14 protein-coding genes are annotated in these 17,879 nt (G+C 51.2%); 4 read left to right on the forward strand and 10 right to left on the reverse strand.

All coding sequences use genetic code 11. The features are described 5' to 3' along the window. The first annotated feature begins 30 nt into the window (after positions 1 to 30). The gene (locus DVH26_RS27000) at positions 31 to 1,659 is read left to right on the forward strand and encodes an LTA synthase family protein (protein ID WP_239627469.1); all 1,629 of its coding nucleotides are present in this window, start codon (positions 31 to 33) and stop codon (positions 1,657 to 1,659) included. A gap of 220 nt (positions 1,660 to 1,879) precedes the next feature. Here DVH26_RS27000 and DVH26_RS27005 read toward each other — a convergent pair whose 3' ends face one another. Next, a complete protein-coding gene (locus DVH26_RS27005) occupies positions 1,880 to 2,782 on the reverse strand; it encodes an AraC family transcriptional regulator (RefSeq protein ID WP_239627471.1) in 903 nt (300 codons plus the stop codon). Positions 2,783 to 2,973: 191 nt separating this feature from the next. Here DVH26_RS27005 and DVH26_RS27010 point away from each other — a divergent pair, with 191 nt between their 5' ends. Both DVH26_RS27010 and DVH26_RS27015 read left to right on the forward strand, forming a co-directional pair. Further along, the gene (locus tag DVH26_RS27010) at positions 2,974 to 4,053 is read left to right on the forward strand and encodes a Gfo/Idh/MocA family protein (protein ID WP_239635495.1); all 1,080 of its coding nucleotides are present in this window, start codon (positions 2,974 to 2,976) and stop codon (positions 4,051 to 4,053) included. Positions 4,054 to 4,087: 34 nt separating this feature from the next. Beyond that, on the forward strand, positions 4,088 to 4,936 hold the full coding sequence (locus DVH26_RS27015) for a sugar phosphate isomerase/epimerase family protein (protein WP_239627473.1): 849 nt from the start codon (positions 4,088 to 4,090) through the stop codon (positions 4,934 to 4,936). A gap of 120 nt (positions 4,937 to 5,056) precedes the next feature. Here the strand turns inward: DVH26_RS27015 and DVH26_RS27020 are convergent, their stop codons facing one another. From DVH26_RS27020 to DVH26_RS27045, 6 genes are all read right to left on the reverse strand, one after another. Continuing rightward, positions 5,057 to 5,692: an SGNH/GDSL hydrolase family protein gene (locus DVH26_RS27020; RefSeq protein ID WP_239627476.1), complete on the reverse strand. Its 636-nt coding sequence runs from the start codon at positions 5,690 to 5,692 to the stop codon at positions 5,057 to 5,059. Positions 5,693 to 5,933: 241 nt separating this feature from the next. Further along, positions 5,934 to 8,039, reverse strand: a complete 2,106-nt coding sequence (locus DVH26_RS27025; RefSeq protein ID WP_239627479.1) for a glycoside hydrolase family 31 protein — start codon at positions 8,037 to 8,039, stop codon at positions 5,934 to 5,936. 58 nt (positions 8,040 to 8,097) lie between these two features. Next, positions 8,098 to 9,120 carry a response regulator gene (locus DVH26_RS27030; RefSeq protein WP_239627481.1) on the reverse strand — a complete coding sequence of 341 codons (1,023 nt, stop codon included), beginning with the start codon at positions 9,118 to 9,120 and terminating at the stop codon, positions 8,098 to 8,100. 425 nt (positions 9,121 to 9,545) lie between these two features. Then, positions 9,546 to 10,799: a DUF445 domain-containing protein gene (locus DVH26_RS27035; RefSeq protein WP_239627482.1), complete on the reverse strand. Its 1,254-nt coding sequence runs from the start codon at positions 10,797 to 10,799 to the stop codon at positions 9,546 to 9,548. A 197-nt stretch (positions 10,800 to 10,996) separates the two neighbouring features. Further along, positions 10,997 to 11,959, reverse strand: a complete 963-nt coding sequence (locus DVH26_RS27040; RefSeq protein WP_345774014.1) for a bile acid:sodium symporter family protein — start codon at positions 11,957 to 11,959, stop codon at positions 10,997 to 10,999. A gap of 124 nt (positions 11,960 to 12,083) precedes the next feature. Continuing rightward, the gene (locus DVH26_RS27045; RefSeq protein ID WP_239627483.1) at positions 12,084 to 12,698 is read right to left on the reverse strand and encodes a fumarylacetoacetate hydrolase family protein; all 615 of its coding nucleotides are present in this window, start codon (positions 12,696 to 12,698) and stop codon (positions 12,084 to 12,086) included. A 135-nt stretch (positions 12,699 to 12,833) separates the two neighbouring features. Between DVH26_RS27045 and mraY the strand changes: the two genes are divergently transcribed. Then, positions 12,834 to 13,781: a phospho-N-acetylmuramoyl-pentapeptide-transferase gene (gene mraY / locus DVH26_RS27050; RefSeq protein ID WP_239627484.1), complete on the forward strand. Its 948-nt coding sequence runs from the start codon at positions 12,834 to 12,836 to the stop codon at positions 13,779 to 13,781. Between the two features lie 60 nt (positions 13,782 to 13,841). Here the strand turns inward: mraY and DVH26_RS27055 are convergent, their stop codons facing one another. From DVH26_RS27055 to DVH26_RS27065, 3 genes are all read right to left on the reverse strand, one after another. Then, on the reverse strand, positions 13,842 to 14,354 hold the full coding sequence (locus DVH26_RS27055; protein ID WP_239627485.1) for an adenine phosphoribosyltransferase: 513 nt from the start codon (positions 14,352 to 14,354) through the stop codon (positions 13,842 to 13,844). After that, complete coding sequence (gene recJ / locus DVH26_RS27060) at positions 14,351 to 16,795, reverse strand: single-stranded-DNA-specific exonuclease RecJ (RefSeq protein ID WP_239627487.1); 2,445 nt, start codon at positions 16,793 to 16,795, stop codon at positions 14,351 to 14,353. Before recJ ends, DVH26_RS27055 begins: the two co-directional genes overlap by 4 nt. A gap of 96 nt (positions 16,796 to 16,891) precedes the next feature. Then, positions 16,892 to 17,845: a cation diffusion facilitator family transporter gene (locus DVH26_RS27065; RefSeq protein WP_239627491.1), complete on the reverse strand. Its 954-nt coding sequence runs from the start codon at positions 17,843 to 17,845 to the stop codon at positions 16,892 to 16,894. Between the last annotated feature and the right edge of the window lie 34 nt (positions 17,846 to 17,879).

A 17,879-nucleotide genomic window follows, 5' to 3' on the forward strand; every position in this document is an offset into this window, starting at 1 on the left:
GAAATTATTGTTAATTTAGGAGACATGTCCATGCTATCAAAATTCCGTAAACCGTTTCGCAGCTACCCGGTATGGGCTCGCATGCTCGCCATACTTATCGTCATAGGCGTTATATCCATGATGCGGACATCTCCTCCCGTCGAGAAAGCTGCCAATCCGCGCAAGCCGCTGCAGCTGGACACCTCCTTAACCGATTGGACAAGCGAGGAGCTGAAACGCAATCCCAATATTATTATCGTTCTCAGCGAATCGTTCTGGGACCCTACTCTTATGAAAGATCTGTCTTTCAGCAGAGACCCGATACCCACCTTTCACGAGCTGAGCAAGAAATATACGAGCGGCTGGATGCTGTCACCCCAGTTCGGCGGCGGCACGGCCAATGTGGAGCTGGAGGTGCTTACGGGCAATTCCATGCGGTTTCTACCCGAAAATACGATAGCGTACGAGGAATTCGTCAAGCGCGATATCGAGTCGCTGGCGTCGATTTTGTCGTCCCGAAACTACACTCCTACCGCGATTACCCCGTTCTACGACTGGTATTTCGACAGCCGGAACGTGTATCGTCATTTTGGCTTTTCCCGCTATATCAGCTACGAGTTTTTTAATCCGGATGAATTCGTCGGGCCTTATATCGGCGATCATGCCGTAGCCAAACGGATTATTGAAGAAAGCGCTCGCACCGAAGGCGCCGATTTTATTTTCGCTAACACGATGGAAAATCATTACCATTATTATGCCAATAAATTCGAACGGAACACCATTCGAATCAAAGATAAGAAAGATACGATGGCAGGCGCAGCAATCGATATTTTGGAAACGTATGCACAAGGAGCGAATGGAGCGGACGCCATGCTGCAGGAGCTCGTAGAGCATTACAGCAAAGTGAAGGAGCCGACGATCGTTGTGTTTTTCGGCGACCATCTCCCTTTCTTTGAGGAAGATTATTACGTTTACCGCGAAGGCCATTATTTACAGGGCGAGGAGGATCCCGATTTTCTGCAGAAGACTCACAAGGTTCCTCTGCTTATATGGAACAACTACCTTCAGGAAGGCAGGGAAGACTTATACTTCAATCCTTCCTTTCTCGGACCTTACGTTCTTAATTTGGCCAAGATAAAAGGAAGCGATTACACCGATTTCCTGTCGCAGCTGTCCAAGAAAATCCCGATCATACCGCCTAAATCGTACTATGAAGCCATGAACATTAACGAGGCGGATTTGACTGAATACCAGTCACGCCAGCAGGTTATGATGTTCGGCGACGACAGGAATACCCCGGAGAGTATGGATGACCCGCCAATCCAACCTACATTAATAATGGGATACGGAGATCCTGTTATAACATCCGTTACTCCAGATTCGCTCAGTACGGTTGACGGCGCGCTCACCGATACGAAAAAGATGATACAGATCACTCTGACCGGCGGCCGCTACGGTATTGGGAGCGTCGTCTACGTGAACGGCAAGCCGATGCAAACGAAATGGGAAAGCGAACAGGAGCTTACGGCCGACCTGCCCAAATCTTTATTGGCGAAACCTGGCAATCTGGAGCTTCAGGTCAAGGTTGTCGACGAGAAGGAGAACATTCTGGCGCAATCGAAGCCGTATTTTCTGCCGGTATTGGTGAGAAAAACGTCTATCGACGATACCCGAAGATGAGCGACCGCGTTCAATCGAAGTTTTTAACGCCAAATGGAATTTTGCATCCGATGATCTCGGATAGCTTATCCATTCCATTGTGGAGAGAAAAACGTCTATCGACGATACCCGAAGATGAGCGGCCTTTACGAGTCTTACCTATTCTGATATGGCAAAAAGCCCTGACGTGCAAACGGTTCCTTGCGCAACCGAAGCTCTCAGGGGTATTTTTCATTCGTATTTACCTGTTGGAAATCAGTTCTACCGCTGCCGATTTCCGCTTCCGGTATTCGACAGGAGTCATTCCTTTGTGCTCTTTGAATATTCTGGAAAATGTATTGTAGGAGCCGTAGCCCGACTCCAGTGCAATATCGGAGACGTTCATATCCGTCGCAGCAAGAAGTCCGCACGCATGACGGATCCTAACTTCATGCACGAAGGTGAGGAAGTTTTGCCCCACCGTCTTTTTGAACAGCTCGCTCAAGTAAGGAACGCTGAAGCCGCACGTGTCGGCCACTCCCGATAATGTAAGATCATCCTGGTAATGAGCGTGTATATGCTGAATGACCCGCCAGATGCTGCTTGGCTGCTGCGAGTGTCCTCTCCCTTTGCGAAACGGCGCCGCCACGGTTTCTCCCGTCATGTTTCTGCGGAACCGGTCGAACCGGACGAGCACCTCCGTCAGCTTGGCTTTGAGCAGCGACTGCTTCCACAAGCTATCCCCTGCATATTCCTCCCGCATTTCCGCAAGAAGAGACCGCAGCCTCTCCTGCTCGCACTCCGGCAGCAGCACGAAGGAAGGCAGCAGGTCTTCGGCCTGATGCAGATCGATTCCCGGCAGCTGCTCTCCCGGCGCGTACAAGTGGATTCCGAAGTTGCAGTTATATAACGACAACGGAGCTCCCGGCTCCGAGATAATTTCATGATATTGATAAGGCATGACGAGCGTAAATGTCCCTGGAACCATCGGATGCTCCACACCGTTGATGATTTCCGTTCCGCGCCCTTCGATAACATAGGAAAACTCCAAAAAATCGTGCCGATGCGATGGGAAGCCGTTTTCCAGTCTGTGAATTTTTATGTGAAAAGGAAGCTCCGAGTCCATGTTGGGATAATGGGTCAAATATTTCGGAATGACGGCCATGCGACTATCTCTCCCCTGCTGAAATTTTGGGATACCGACCGGAAAAAGTGGGACGCAATTTCTTCAGTTCCATCTTACTATAAAAAAGAATACGGTTTCTTTCAACCGTTCGTTTTGAAATGATTCAATTTCATTAAAATCGGCCCAGATTACTTATCCGGCTGCAGGCAGCCACAAACCGTCAGGAGGACATTCAGATGAGCAACCCTATCCGCATCGGCGTCATCGGCGCCGGCAATATCGGCAACGTACATATTCAGACCTTCCAAAAGCTTCCTAGTGAAGAAGTCGTCATCACGGCTGTTACGGATTCCTACTTACCGTTGGCACAGCAGCGCGCAGCCCAATACGGCATTCCCAAATGCTATGAAACGGCAGATCAACTGATCGCCGACCCTGAGATCGATGCCGTTGTCATTGGCGTGCCGAATCAGTATCACGCACCCATTGCAGTACAGGCGCTTCAGGCAGGCAAACATGTATTGCTCGAGAAGCCTATGGCAATCAACGTGCCCTCAGCCAAAGAAATTGTCAAAGCCCAAAAGGCAAGCGGCAAAGTGCTGATGATTCCCCACCAAATGCGCTGGGAGTGGCTCCCTCTGCAAATCAAGCGGCAAGTGGATCAAGGGGCGCTCGGGCAAATATATAACGCCAAAGTCGGCTGGATGCGCCGCAAAGGGATTCCCGGCTGGGGAACGTGGTTTACAAAGCGTAACGAATCCGGTGGCGGACCGTTGATCGATATCGGCGTTCATATGCTGGATTTGGCTTTTTTCCTGATGAACAACCCTAAGCCGGTTTCCGTATACGGCTCAACCTATGCGGAATTCGGACCTAAAAAACGCGGCATCGGCACTTGGGGAACTCCCGATTGGAACGGCCGCTTCGACGTGGAGGATTTGGCTACGGCCCTGATCAAAATGGAAGACGGAAGCACACTCTCGCTTGAAGTGAGCTGGGCGGTTCATATGGATACGGACAGCGCTCATTTCGTCCATCTCATGGGCTCCGAGGGCGGCGCATCCATTCGCGGCAACCAAGGCAAGCTGCTTACGGAGCAATTCGACCGCCCCGTTGAAGTTTCCCTTTCCACCCCTGAAAAGGATGAAGGCGGGCGCATCCGGCTGAGCCGTCATTTTCTCGAATGTATCCGCGATGGTAAAGAGCCGGATACTTCGGCACTGACAGGGTTTACGAACAACCTGATCCTCGATGCGATCTACGAATCGTCCAGAACCGGTCACGAAGTCAAGCTGGACTGGAGCTTGTAACTAGCTCAAGCACATTTATAAAGGAGGCCACACCATGTTAAAAGGGTTAACCCGTGCAGGAATCGGCAGCGTCGGCACACTGGAGGACTTCATCCGGTCTGCATCCGCACATGGGTTCGAAGCTATTGCTGCAGACGGTAAAGAGCTGGAGCAATGGATCGACAGCAAAGGAATTGCCGGGGCACAATCGTTTCTGAAGGAATACGGAATTCAAATCGGAACCATCGGGCTGTCCGTGCAATGGCGTACAAGCGAAGAGGAATTCCGCGCCGGCTTGTCACGGTTGGTTCGCGACGCCGAAGCCGCCGCTGCCCTTGGGTGCACGGCATGCTGCACCTATGTGCTCCCATCAACCGACTACGAGTCCGCACCGTTCATGACGCTGGCCACCCGGCGTCTGCGTACATGCGCGCAGCTGTTGGCGCCGTTCGGCATCCGTCTCGGTCTCGAGTTCGTAGGGCCGCATCATCTTAGAACGCGATGGAAAAATCCCTTCATCTGGGGTTTGAAGGAGACGCTGGACTGGATTGACGCGATAGGAGAATCCAACGTTGGATTGCTGTTCGACAGCTACCATTGGTATACGAACGAGTTGGACGTTGAAGCTATTTTGCAGCTGGACCCGTCGCAAATCGTCCTGGTTCATATCAACGATGCACCTGCGGTACCGGTGCAGGACGTTTTGGATAATGACCGTCTGTTCCCAGGAGAAGGCGTAATCGACCTGGGAGGATTTCTTCGTGCATTGAACCAAATCGGCTATCGTGGCGTGATTGCCCAGGAAATATTGACGCCGAAGCCGCTTGAGGAACCGAGCGACGTGCTTTTGAAGCGTTCGCAGGAGGCATTCCATAAAGTGTATGCCGCTGCAGGTCTTGAATAAAAAAGCTCGGTAACAAGCAGCCGAATCTACTTTCAATAACAATAATCAATGCCCCGGCACAAGAGAGCTTAGCTGCAATTTCAGCAGCGGCTACCTCTCCTAACCGGGGCATTGTGCATGTTATTGTATAGCGCCGACGGCTTGCAGCCATGCTCTAGCTATCAGCGCATGTCCTGCCGGAGACGGGTGTACTCCGTCAGGAGCCCAGAAAGCCGATGGAGCCTTGGTTGACGCTTGAGCGAACAATCCGTCCAACGAGACAAGACGCGTGCCGTATTCGCGTGCCAGCTCGCGTACGACGTGAATTTTCGGATCGAGATCCTCTCTCCACAGCTTCCGGTCTTCCGGCACCGGCAGAACGAACGGCTCGATTAACACGAGCTTCGCGTCCAGCTGCCGGGTGCGGTTCAGCAGATCCCGGTACCCTTCTTCATACTGCTCCGCTGAAGTAGGATCGTTGCGGTCAAATCTTCTCCAAGTATCGTTGATGCCGATGTAAATCGATACGACATCGGGCTTCAAATCGAGACAGTCTTCCTGCCACCGGTTTTGCAAATCCTTGACTCTGTTGCCGCTGATGCCGCGGTTCAAAAAGGTAACCTGCTCCTCCGGATAAAGGGAGGAAAACTGGGCCGCCGCCATAAGTGCATATCCTTTGCCCAGATCGTTGCCATCCTCCCGAACACGCTTCGCATCCGTTATGCTGTCCCCTTGAAACAGCACCTTGTCGCCTTGCTTTATCCATGGTGTTGACATCTGTTTGCTGCCTCCCCAACGTATAGTAAATTTCCATTATTTCTTGCATGTATTGTGAGGCTCCAAGATCCTGACCGCCCTAGACTCAATCGCTGTTCCAGCTGTATGCGATACATTCTCGCTGGAGCAACCGGATCATCGTTGGATTCGAAACCGTCAGCCGAATACCGGACGAGCCGGCTTTGGCGAGCACCCTTGTCAAGTGCTCCGTTATATTGCAGCATCATGTCGTCCTGTCTCCCTACTGTGCCTGCAGGTTATGGAACACCCAAGTGAACGTACTGTAAGCCGACTGCCAGTCATCTCCGGCTTCCGACACTGTACCCGACAATGTACCGTCTGCGGTCTTCTTAACTTCGAGATTTCTCCAGCGGTAACCACCCGATTCGTACGCAAAGCTTTCCCCGTCGTCATCAAACAATTGAGAACGTCCCGGAGCGGTTCCATAATGATGAAGCTCCAGTTCTACGGCTTCTCCAGCTTTAGGAGCGTGCTGCAGCGCCGGCATCATCGGAATGATTGCGCCGTCCTTTACAAATACTGGAATGCGGTCGAGTCCTGCACTTACCCGGATCGTCCGTCCGCCCTCCCAGCGCTCGTAGGTTTCGAAATCGTACCATACGCCGGCTGGCAAATAGACATTGCGTTCCGATTCCCCTTCGAATAGCGGAGCTACAAGCAGGGAATCGCCGACCATAAACTGGTCATCCACTTCCGTTTCACTAACGCCGCCATAAGCAAAGTCCGTCGAATCCAGAGTATGCTCCTGCCCTTCAGCTGCACGTACCGAGCCTGCTTCCAACTGCATCGCACGAATAGGAGGTACACCTTCGAAGCAGTACTGTGCGAAGGCGGAATACAAATACGGGATCAGCCTCATCCGCAGATCGATATATTTCTTGACGATCGTCTCTACTTCAGGGAACGACCATGGCTTCGTTCCGTCAGCCCAAGCATTGACCATCGCGAGCGGCGAGAAGCACACAACCTGCATCCTGCGGACCCAATCCTCCGCATTTTTCGCTTTACGCACCTCCGGCGTCCAGAGCAGACCGCTGAAGCTGGAGCTGCACATGCCTCTTACGAATTGCCGGTGATCGTACAGATCGGAATAGAGCACATAAGGCAAAGAGGAGGCGGCTGACGACGAAGCGCGAGCCAAGCCGTACGTCCGGCGGTTTTTGCTTCGATACAGCTCGTCGGTCATCTTCTGGATCATCAAGCCGTACAATTGCCGGATTTGTTCCCCGTCCGCACCGGATGGGAACTGGGCATGCGCAGGATAAATCCACGAGTTGCGTGTCAGCTCGCTGCCATCGCACTCATCCAGCTTGTAGCCCGATACACCGATGTCGACATGATCCGTCTCATGCTGCTTCATATAAATATCGCGCGCTTCCGGCAGCGTGTAATCCGGTACAAGTCCATGCCATACCGTATGCGAGCCCGAAAGCGGCTCCAATGCCTCATAAATTCTCGCATCCGGAGACACATACGGATGCTCCCACAGATTGATCTGGAAGCCTTGCTCCGCCATCCCTTTAACGAAGCCTGCAGGATCAGGAAATTTTCCCTTATGCCACTCGTACGTTACAGGATAGCTCTTGCTGTGCCAGCCCGGCTCGAGACCGATGACATCACATGGAAAGCCGCGTTCGCGAAACGCCATAGCTTCATTCATAACCTCTTGGTCCGAGTACGATTTCGGTACGCGGTGCCAGAAGCCAAGCCCCCATTTCGGCGGAAGAGCGCCGCCCCCATGGAACAGATTGTACCTGCGTACCGCGTCCAATGGAGTCGGCCCGCCGAACACAAACAACTCCACACCGGGCTCGTTGATTACGATTTCGACCGTATCCGATACCGGAGTCGCTTTCCAGGTCCGATCGGAGTTCCGGTCCTTTGCATCGCCGCTAAGCCCGCTATCGGCTCTCACAGCGGAGCCGCAGTAGATCGAGACGATGCGCGATGTGTTTACCATCACGCCGTAGCCCCGGCTCGATACATAAAAAGGCACCGGTGCATGAGTCTCACCCGTATCCTGCTTCGGATCGCTGTTGACCCGCAAGTAACGGGTGCGTCCCCGATGATTCAGCTTCAACAGCTGCAGACCGAGCCCGTACAGGCTCTCCTCACGCTCCAGAGGAAGCGTAACGATCGTTTGGCGGGGAGTTACTTTGACGCTGATTTGGTTCGCATCCACCGGGAACGCTGCTGCCGTCATTGCCTCAAGCGCCGTCGATTTCGGAGCTTTCCCCATGACGGACATTGCGGATAACGGCGAGCTTTCCCCCTCCTGTACTTTCCATATGCCTGGCGCTGCTTGCTCCCATTTCAAATTGGCCATGTGAATACACTCTCCCTATCGGATTCAATCCTTTGTAAATTCGTTATAGTCGATCCCACTATTTGATTCCCAGCATTTGGCGGTATTCCGTAGGCGATATCCCCGTCATTTTTTTGAATATCTTCGAGAAATGAGGATAATTCTGATAACCGATCTCCATTCCGACGTCGACGATTTTGTAATGCGGCAGCTCCAGCAGCCTCTTGGCCATTTCGATCCTCTTCTTCATCCGGTATTGGACGAACGTCTCATTGGTCATCTTCTTGAAAAAATAGCTAAAGTAGGTCGGTGCAAGCCCTACCCTGTCGGCCACCGCTTCCAGACTGATTTCCTCGCTAATGTGCTCGTCTATGTAGGATTTGGCTTCCTCGAACAAATTTTTCTGGCTGCCTCTCCGCCAATGAATCAGCTGCTCGCACAGCCGAATCAGCTCGGCCTCCATGTAATCCTGCACCTCGTCCTGACTAGCCGATGAATCGAACAATGGCTCGCACTCAAAATGGTACAACTGCCGCGCATTCAGCTTCTTAACCAGTATCTTTAGCGCATCCTCAACCATCTGCTGAATTTGCTCGGTCTTGAGCCCTCCGCACAAGTCATCGCTCTTCCATCGTGCAAGCAAGTGCCGGATGCTTTCCATATTGGACGACCAAATGGCATGCTCGGCCTGATCCAGCCACTCTCCGTAAGCCGAAATCGAGATAGAAGGCGGCTTATCCATATGGAGCAGCCGATCCAGCACCGGGTACAGGTCCGTCTTGGTAACCGGCTTTAGCAAATATTCTTTGACGCCGTAGCTTAAGCATTGCTGAGCGTAGCTAAAGTCGCTGTGTCCCGAAATGACGACGGTACGGATATTCATATTCATTTCGGCAATCTGCTTGCACAACTCAAGCCCGTTCATTTTCGGCATGCGAATGTCCGTAAACACCATATCCGGCTTCTGCCTGCGAATTTCGGCAATGGCTTCCACTCCGTTCGGAACTGCGTGAACATGAACTGTCTCGCTGTATTGCTTGATCAACTTCAACAATCCGGCACGGATTATCGGTTCATCATCTACGATGAGGATATGTTTCATGCCATTCATCCCTTTCTTTGCGTAAGCTATTAGTCGTCGATCATGTGCACACGTTAACAACCGAAAATAGCGCTTACAACAATCAGAGAATATTTCTGGAATATTTCTATCCTATTTTACTACAAACTTGTCTGACAAGTCACCATATTTTATCAAATCAGCCGCAGACGATTATCGCAAAACGGATTCCCTCCTTCCCAAAGCTAGTAAACACATAGCCCGGTCTTTCCATCCCTATACCTGATCAAGCCGGCGGAACGAAAAAAAGCCCGCCCCGTTTCGGCTGTTTCGCCGATGGGAAGCAGGCTTGCTAAACTGCAAAATGGCTAGTGAGCTTAGTTGTTTGTTACACATCATTTCTGCACACGGACTGATGGATATTTCCTGCCGCCGCGTATAGGAAACCCCTGCTGCAGCAGTCTTTTTTAGCCGATAGCCCATTTAACGCCAGCCAGAACGATCCCGATCAGAAAGCCGCAGATCGCTCCGTTGACTCGAATCCATTGCAAATCTTTGCCAACCTTGTCTTCCATCAGCGAAATAAGCGTCTCGTCGTCAAACCGGTCGATGTTCTCCTGGATCAGGGCACCGATCTTATGATGGTTGCTTTCGATCCATTTGGCGATTTGCTCGCGCAAGGTCAATTCCAGCTTGTTCATCATCTCCGTATCGGCTTCCATCTTGCTTATGATTCCGGAAACGAAAGGAATTGCATACGCGTCGGCGAACGATTCGTCGCGTACCCATGCCAACGCTTTTTCTTGCAAGCGCTGCAGCAGCTCCAGCAGCTTCTCGTTCAAATTCCATTGCGACAGCAGCTGCTCCTTCCAATTATCAAGCTCGGACGTAATGCCGTCTTTGTTCGCAGGATTGTCCAGCCAAAAGCGCAGGGCATTCAACACGGCCTTCCGGTTCGGATTCTCCTTCATTCTCAAGCCTTCGATGCCGCTCAGTATGAATTGCTGAATTAACGAGCCCAGCTTGTCCTCGTTGAAATAACCTACGAAAGCATTCATCGCGAACTGCATGAAGCCGTTCGTTTTCAATTGCGACAACGCCTGGACCGCCATCAGCCCCATCCGGTCGCGGATCTCTTCCTTCATGACCAGCTGCTCCGCCAAGTCAAGGACAAAATCGAACACTTTTTCATCGTACTTGCGCGCATACGCATACTCAAGCACGTTGTTCAACATGCTTCGCATATCCAGAGTCTGGAGAAGCTTCTCTACTTCGCGCTCCCCAAGCTGCGCCAGCTTGTCCAAAGGAATTTGCAGGATGATGTATTCGCATAAAGACGCTATGCCCGCCTTGGCCCCATCCGTTCCGAGCTGCTCCTCCGCTCCTTTGAGCAGCCGCATAACCAACGGAACTTGCGACAGCTTATCCATAATGCTTTTTTTGCTCAGCAAATCGTCCTGAATGGTAGAAATAAAAGCTTTGGACACTTTATCGCGGTTTTTCGGCAATAACGCCGTGTGAGGTATCGGTATGCCTAACGGATGGCGGAACAGCGCCGTCACGGCAAACCAGTCCGCCAGGCCTCCCACCAGCCCTGCTTCAAAGCCGCTTTGCGCGAATCGCACCCACGTCTGCGATCCATCCAGAAATAAGGTTCCTGCGAAGCCAACTGCCATGACTCCGAGTGAAACAGTTGCCGTATGCTTCGAATTGCTGCTCACTTGTCTATCTCCCTTTATGTACAGCCGCACAATAAGTCGGCTTTTGTCTATTGCTTCTATTATAGAACATGTAAGGGGGAAAAAATCAATCCGCTGCGATTTTTTTGTAAGCCCATGAGAAAAGCGACGATCTCGGAGTCATATAAGTTCTATTGTGGCGAAAAAAAAGCAGCCTTATCGGCTGCTTAACATCACCGTCAAGCCGCTTGGGAAGGCTGGCTTTTTAGACGGTACTTTTTATCCAGATTATAGCCGTACAGAGCGGCTAACAGCTGCTGGAACAGCATGCCTGCGATAACCGGAAGCACCACGGGCGGCGGGAAGAAGCTGATGGCAAGCACAGCTCCTGCGCTAAGATTGCGCATCCCTGAGTTAAACGTAAGCGCAACCGTAACGTCCCGGTCCCACTTCATCGAACGGGAGACCAGCCAACCGGCAAGATAACCAAGCGTCGCGCACACTAAGGCGGTAACGATGATTTGTACCAGCTTCACGTTCATATCCCTCAGGTGAGGCGCTACAACCGAGCTGTTAATGGCTACGACGGCAAATAAGCCGATTTTCGTAAACGGTGCCAGCCGCGGCCCCCAGACGGTCTTAATTTGCCCCTTCGTCCAATGATTCAGCAGCATGCCGATGACCGAAGGAATCACAACCATCCAGAGCAGTCCGTTCATCATTCCCCACACATCCATGTGCACCTTGGCTCCTACGATCAGGGAAAGGCTGAGCGGTACAATAAATGGCGACAGCAGCGTATCCAGCAGGATCAATGCCAACGTCAGCGCAATGTTTCCTCCGTAGATCGTGACCCACACCAAGCTGACCACGCCGGTAGGAATGACGAATAAAAGCACGAAGCCGGTTTGCGTCAGATCGTCACCCGGGAAAATAAGCGTGCCTGCCGCCCATCCGATCAGAGGCATCACAAGGTGCAAAATAAGAAACACCGCGATAATGGGGAGCGGGTGCTTCATCACCTTGCCCAGATCTTTGAAGTTCGAGCCGATACTTCCTGCGAACGTCATGACCGCAAATATCCACGGCACAAGGAAGCTTAACGTGTGCAGCCACGAAGCACTAAGCAGCCCGACTCCGACTGCAGCCGGAGTGAGCACCGGCATAATCTTTTCCAATGTTTTATTCAGTTTTGTCAGCATCGTCAGCCCTCTTTACCGTCTTCCGCAGCCGTACGCAGAAAACATGAATTACGTTTTATTCTAGCATAAGACGGGACGATTAGGACCGGTTTCCGCTTTTTTTAGGCAAAATTTTTTTTCCTGCCTACGTCCCCTGATGCAGAACATGACGAATGCTTCCGAGCTGCGGGCTTCTCATCTCAATTCTGTCGCCCACCTTGCAAATATGCGGATTGGCCGGTGTACCCGTCAAAATGATATCGCCTTTGCGCAGCGTCATAATATCGGAAATATGCGCAACAAGCCAATGGGCGGAGAATATCATCTCGCTCGTATTGTCAAGCTGGATTTGCCGGTCGTTCACCCACATCTCCAGCTGCACGTTCGTTGGATCCGATACTTGCACCAGCTCGCCTATCGGCGTTGTCTGGTCATACATTTTAAACCGGCCCGATTCAAAGTGCGTGCTTGCCGTAATATCGTTGGCTATGGCATATCCGGCAATAATGGAGCGGACCTCGCTCTCGGCTACATGCTTCGCATCCTGACCGATGACGACAGCCATTTCCACTTCACAGAAAAACTCCGGCATTTGCGGAGATACATAAATGCTCGCCGAGGTAGTCAAGCTCTCCGGAGATTTTAACGACAGTGTCGGCGGCTCCTCATGAAAAATCCCCTTCTGATGCCGAAAAGCCCTGAAGTTCGGGCCTACACTAACTATTTTTTTTGTATCCGTAATCCATTCGTTTATGTTCATGTTATCCACATCCGATCTGATCATGATAAAGTTCAAAACAGGAAATCCGGTAGTCGTATTTTTCGCTTTTAATCTTGTCCTCTAGACATAAAAATAAGAATAGTCCTTATGCCAAAAAGGAAGTGATCCCTGTTAATGAATCGTCTTATGCTATTCGGTCTAACGTTTTTCATTGTAGCCGCTCTTAGTCCGGTAATTATTTACGGCCTTAGAACACTGCACCTGACCCAGCCGATCCGTTCCCAGCTTCCGGCCAGCCACCAAGCCAAACGGGGCACGCCGCTCATGGCAGGCGTTGTACTTATTACCGGTACCGTCGTGCTGCTCATTTATCATCCGGGTGACATCGTTATGTTTCTCAGTATCGTCTTTTTAGCTTTCAGTTTGGTCGGCTGTATCGACGATATGAAGAAAGCCGTCCTTCAAGATCCAAACGGAATCAGCAGTATAACGAAGCTGCTCTTGCAGTGCTTTGTTACCGTCGTGCTCCTGTACTATTACAGCCGGCTCCATCCGATCCAATCCGGTATCGAGCTGTGGGGAAGCCGTTTTCTCGACCTCTCTTTGCCGTTATACCTGATACTGCTTCTTCTGTTCATCATCGGAACGGCCAATGCGGTGAATTTTACAGACGGTCTGGACGGACTGCTTATTTTCACATCCATTCCTACTTACTTATTCTTCCTGGCCATAACCGAATCAGTGGAGGTTCAGCTGTTTTGTCTCGTGATGATTGCCGGCCTGCTCGGCTTACTCCTATACAACATGTATCCGGCCAAAGCCTTCATGGGCGATACCGGCTCCCTGGCCATAGGCGGCTCCTTATCGTTTCTTACTGTGATGGAGAAGGTTGAAATCCTTATTCCGCTTCTTTTCTTTGTCTTTTTCGCCGAGCAGATTTCCGTTATTTTACAGGTGTGGTATTACAAAAAAACAAGACTCCGCTTGTTCCGGATGTCTCCGATTCATTACCATTACAGCTTGAAGTACGGCTGGAGCGAGACGAAGATCGTATGGGTGTTCGGAATCGTGTCGGCGTTCTGCTCCGTACTAAGCTGGTTGTTGTGGAAATACGCGATGTAATTGACAAAGCTCCCGATCCGTTGCCGGGTCAGGAGCTGTTTATTTAAATATTGAAGTGGCTTAATACTGGACAAGAGAAATAATATCGATATTTCCCAGCTTGTCCCGGCCGTTCAGTTCTTCAAGCTCAATCAAAAATGCCGCTCCGACAACCTCTCCGCCCAGCTGCTTCACCAAATTAATCGATGTTGCAATGGTTCCGCCAGTTGCAAGCAGATCGTCGGCGATCAATACTTTTTGTCCCGGCTGGATGGCATCGTCGTGCATAGCCAGCTTGTCTTTGCCATATTCCAGCGCATAATCCGCTTCAATCGTTCGGCCTGGAAGCTTACCGCTTTTGCGAATCGGCACGAAGCCAACTCCCAATTGAACGGCAAGCGGCGCGCCGATTACGAACCCTCTCGCCTCCGGTCCGGCGATAACGTCAATTTGCTTATCCTTCAGCTGACGCGCCAGTTCGGCAATGACTTCTCTATAGACAGGGCCATTGTTGAGCAATGTCGTAATGTCCTTGAAGCTGATCCCCGGCTGCGGAAAATCATCGATCACGCGAATGTATTCTTTAAAATTCATATTATGTCCTCCAATGACGGTTTGGTTTGATTTTGACAGCCTTTCAGCAATTCATATAGCTGTTGTGCGCTGGAGTAAAGCAGCGTTTGCTCGACTTCGGCGCTATGTTTTCTTTGTTGGAACAGCCTTGACGATCCAAGCTCTTTTTTCACGGGATTAGCGACAGGCATGAAGCCTTCCGCCGTTTTCCGTACGAAGCCCAGCTCGGTGAATACATCAAGCATAAATTGAATCAGTTCCTTGGAATACCCGGACCTTCTCGATAATACATCCGTAAATGCGTTTCCTTGGAATGCCCGGTTTCCCTGCTGCTGAACTGCTCCATATACCGTTTTGAACATGTCCCGCGACGGAATCGTCCCCTGATCAAATAATTTCCCGGAAAATAATGCGTACCATCTCTGAGCATGAGCGGCGTTGGCAACGGCTTGCTCAAGCAAAGATAAGCGCGGCGGCATATCGTAAAATACCACGTCCGTTACGTCAGACCATGTGAGTCCACGCGCGAGATCATTCGCAGGTATGCATTCGCCTGTCGCTGTATCTACTTTCCAGACGGGGTATGACTTGATAAGCTGGAACCTCACCTGCTTATCGTCCGGATGAAACGTTAACAGCGCGGGCAATTTTCGCCCTTCCTGGACTTTACCATACAGCTGCTCCAGACATCTCGCCAGCTCCTGAAGCTTGTTCTCGGGCTTGGCAGCCCCTCGCCAATCGAACAGCTGAACATCGGGAACGCTAACGTCCTGAATCATCATTTGCGGCTTGCGGACCCCGTTCCACTCATTGATGGAGAGCTCGCCAAGCACATTAAGCGTAGCAGTGGAAGAAATCCACGGAAGCACCGTTCCCTTGTTGAATCCGATCGCATCGAGGGCAACCGACGCTTCTTCAGTACCCTTGCATAGCATCATCTTAATATGCTGCTGCTCTCTGCCGATCGTCCGAAGCTCCTGACAGCGCACATCGGTAAACACAAATTTCGGAACGGGATTGCCCATGCCGAAGGGCCCCAGCTGATCCAGCTGTTGAATGGTATCGATTCCGACCTCATCTAACGAGCATTCCAGGTCCGCTTGCAAAATCGGGATGAAATCGTCCGGGCTGAGCCACTCATCCGCCAGTACGTTAAGTCTGCGTTCCAGCTCCGGCAGGTTTTCCTTGGGCAAAGTCATTCCGGCGGCTGCTTGGTGACCTCCGAAATGATCCATTAAATCGTGGCAATGCGTCAGCGCCTGATACAGATCGAATCCGGCTATGGACCGTGCCGATCCTTTGGCCATTCCCGACTCTTTATCGATTCCAAGAATCAGTGTAGGACGATAATATTTATCGAGCAGCTTGGACGCTACTATTCCGATCACACCGACATTCCAGTCCACTTGAGCTAGCACAATCACTTTGTTCAAGCCGGAGGACATGCGTTCCTCTACCATGGCCATCGCCTGTTTGGTCATTTCATCAACAATCCGCTGCCGTTCCTTGTTCAATGAATCCAGGTCGTACGCCAGATGCTCCGCTTCCTGCTCGCTGTCCGTAATAAGCAGCCTCACGGCATCGTCTGCATTGTTAAGTCTGCCGCTGGCATTGATGCGCGGTGCCAGGGCAAAGCCGATATGCGTAGCATTGACATCCTTCAGCTTGACTCCGGCTACGTCGAGGAGCGAGCGGATGCCCCAGTTCTTGGTGCTCTGCATTTTCTTAATGCCTTGCCTGACGATAACACGATTCTCGCCAAGTAAAGGCATCAAATCGGCGACGGTTCCGATGGCTGCGAATTCCAGCAGCTCTTCAGGCCACCGGCCTAGCAGTGCCTGCGCCAGCTTTAACGCCACGCCGACTCCCGCCAGCGATTTGAACGGATACGGACAATCCGGCTTCTTCGGGTTAATGACCGAGTAGGCATCCGGCAGCAGCTCGGGAGGCTCATGATGGTCCGTTACGATGACATCCATACCGAGCTCGGTGGCATAAGCGATTTCCTCAACCGCACTGATACCCGTATCGACCGTAATCAGAAGCTGTACTCCCTGTTGACGGGCCAAATCCAGAGCCGGCTTGTTCAATCCGTAGCCTTCATGGACACGGTGCGGAATATAATAATCGAATGTTGCATTCAACTGCTTAAGCAAATGGACCATCAAGGTCGTACTGCTCACTCCGTCCGCATCGTAATCGCCATACACGCGGATTTTTTCGCCGCGTTCCAATGCCTGACGGATTCGCTCCACCGCTTTCTGCATTCCACTTAAAAGGAACGGATCGTGGACATGATCCGTTCCCCCATGTAAAAAAGCGGCAGCATGCTCTTTGTCAGTTATTCCCCGGCTTATAAGCAGACGGGCTACCAAAGTAGAAACTTGCAGTTCGTTAGCAAATTCCTCCACTTGCCGGGCATCCGTTTTGCTTATTTTCCATTTGGCTCTTGCTTTTAGCATGCTGTCCCTCCTAAAAGTTTTCCGTAGGAAAACTTACTTCGTAAGCATTTACTGGGCTTTCCGCGGGAAAGCCTTCTTCGAACTGAGTTTCTATCATCAGTGCAGCATGGATGACAGGTCATTCTGATCCGAATCCATATTGTTTTTGTACGGATAGCCCGCATCATACGGATTGACATGAATAACAACATCGGCCACATGCGTAAACCGTTTCATTAATGCCTGCTTCGCCTGTTTGGCGATGTCCTGTCCCTCATGCACGGTTATACGTGGATTCACGCTAATTTTCACATCGACTATAACATAATGCCCTTGCTCTCGCGCCCTCAAGCCATCAACGGCAATAACGCCTTTAATCTCCTGAACCGTCTCGATCAGCTCAGCGGAATCTTCCTCGTACAGCACACGATCCATGGTGTTGCGGATGGATTCCTTAACTAACGTATATCCCGTTCTCAGAACAAGTCCCGCTACAAACAACCCGGCGATAGGATCCAAATAGTACAAATATGTATATCCCGGATAATTGCCTGCCAGAGCTCCGACTATGCCGGCCAAGGCGGCCAGAGATGAATACAAGTCTGAGCGATGCTCCCTGCTGCTGGCCATGAATTCCGGGCTGTTAAGCTGCTTACTTACACGATATTTGTATTGAAACAGAGCTTCTTTAACAACGATAACTATGCCTATAGCAACTAGAGCAATGGGCTTGGGTGAAGCATCCACTCCATTGTATATCGCTCTGGCTGACGAGATGGCGATTTCCAATCCAACGACCAGGAGCAGCACCGGTACGATAATCGTCGATATCGACTCTGCTTTGTCATGTCCATACGGATGATCTTTATCCGAAGGAAGCGGGGCTGTCCGCAATCCCGTGAATACCGCTGCCGATCGAATCACATTCGATACAGAATGAAATGCATCGGCAATAAGCGCCGTACTGCCGGATAGGATGCCGATCGCACCCGTCACCATGGCCAGCGCCATATTTCCGGTTATTCCGATCCAGGCGCCGAACCGCGCCTTCTGATACCGCTCATCTGACATGGGACAACTCCTCATGTGAATTGTATAGAAAGGC

Origin of the sequence: Paenibacillus sp. H1-7, from assembly GCF_022354825.1 — a bacterium.
GTDB lineage: Bacteria > Bacillota > Bacilli > Paenibacillales > NBRC-103111 > Paenibacillus_S.

Excerpts from the sequence above, each read along its gene's own strand:
- DVH26_RS27000 (WP_239627469.1), top strand. The coding sequence starts at position 31 with ATGCTATCAAAATTCCGTAAACCGTTTCGCAGCTACCCGGTATGGGCT.
- DVH26_RS27005 (WP_239627471.1), bottom strand. The coding sequence starts at position 2,782 with ATGGCCGTCATTCCGAAATATTTGACCCATTATCCCAACATGGACTCG.
- DVH26_RS27015 (WP_239627473.1), top strand. The coding sequence starts at position 4,088 with ATGTTAAAAGGGTTAACCCGTGCAGGAATCGGCAGCGTCGGCACACTG.
- DVH26_RS27020 (WP_239627476.1), bottom strand. The coding sequence starts at position 5,692 with ATGTCAACACCATGGATAAAGCAAGGCGACAAGGTGCTGTTTCAAGGG.
- DVH26_RS27025 (WP_239627479.1), bottom strand. The coding sequence starts at position 8,039 with ATGGCCAATTTGAAATGGGAGCAAGCAGCGCCAGGCATATGGAAAGTA.
- DVH26_RS27030 (WP_239627481.1), bottom strand. The coding sequence starts at position 9,120 with ATGAAACATATCCTCATCGTAGATGATGAACCGATAATCCGTGCCGGA.
- DVH26_RS27040 (WP_345774014.1), bottom strand. The coding sequence starts at position 11,959 with ATGCTGACAAAACTGAATAAAACATTGGAAAAGATTATGCCGGTGCTC.
- DVH26_RS27045 (WP_239627483.1), bottom strand. The coding sequence starts at position 12,698 with ATGAACATAAACGAATGGATTACGGATACAAAAAAAATAGTTAGTGTA.
- mraY (WP_239627484.1), top strand. The coding sequence starts at position 12,834 with ATGAATCGTCTTATGCTATTCGGTCTAACGTTTTTCATTGTAGCCGCT.
- DVH26_RS27055 (WP_239627485.1), bottom strand. The coding sequence starts at position 14,354 with ATGAATTTTAAAGAATACATTCGCGTGATCGATGATTTTCCGCAGCCG.
- recJ (WP_239627487.1), bottom strand. The coding sequence starts at position 16,795 with ATGCTAAAAGCAAGAGCCAAATGGAAAATAAGCAAAACGGATGCCCGG.
- DVH26_RS27065 (WP_239627491.1), bottom strand. The coding sequence starts at position 17,845 with ATGTCAGATGAGCGGTATCAGAAGGCGCGGTTCGGCGCCTGGATCGGA.